Origin of the sequence: Cobetia sp. MMG027, assembly GCF_027947415.1 — a bacterium.
Taxonomy (GTDB): domain Bacteria; phylum Pseudomonadota; class Gammaproteobacteria; order Pseudomonadales; family Halomonadaceae; genus Cobetia; species Cobetia marina.
Window position 1 is genome coordinate 1 of record NZ_JAQJIO010000035.1, and the last position, 428, is coordinate 428.

Annotated in this window: 1 protein-coding gene; it reads left to right on the top strand. The window is 42.8% G+C overall.

The features are described 5' to 3' along the window. On the top strand, positions 1-256 hold a 256-nt coding region (locus PJK54_RS17745; protein WP_271303517.1), incomplete at its 5' end, for a hypothetical protein. Positions 257-428 lie beyond the last annotated feature (172 nt).

Below are 428 nucleotides of genomic sequence, written 5' to 3' on the forward strand. Positions count from 1 at the left end.
CCCTGTCGACCTTCCTGCACGTTTTGAAGAGATTCAATGTGATGATGGGCAAACCCAAGCGCTTGTCAGCATGAATCGCATTGACGCCTTGATTGATGACTTGCGTCGTAACGAGACGGAACTCTATGAAGCCTTCGAGCAACCGTCTCATCGCCATGATTGGCTCGTTGAAACAATAAATGAAGTCGCGGAAAGTGAGTATCCAGCACAAGTTATGCATTGTCTCGATAAAGCAAAACTTCAAGGTAGGATATAGGGGGCTTTAGATTTTAATATCTCGTTTAGGTTATCCTATGGTATCTTTATGTGCAATAGAATATGCCAAAACAGTAGATCCTATTTTCAATCAAAGGACGTTGTATGAAATTATTAGCTAACTTGGTGCTAAGTATTGGCATGCTCTTTTCACTGACTGCCTGTGGCCAGGG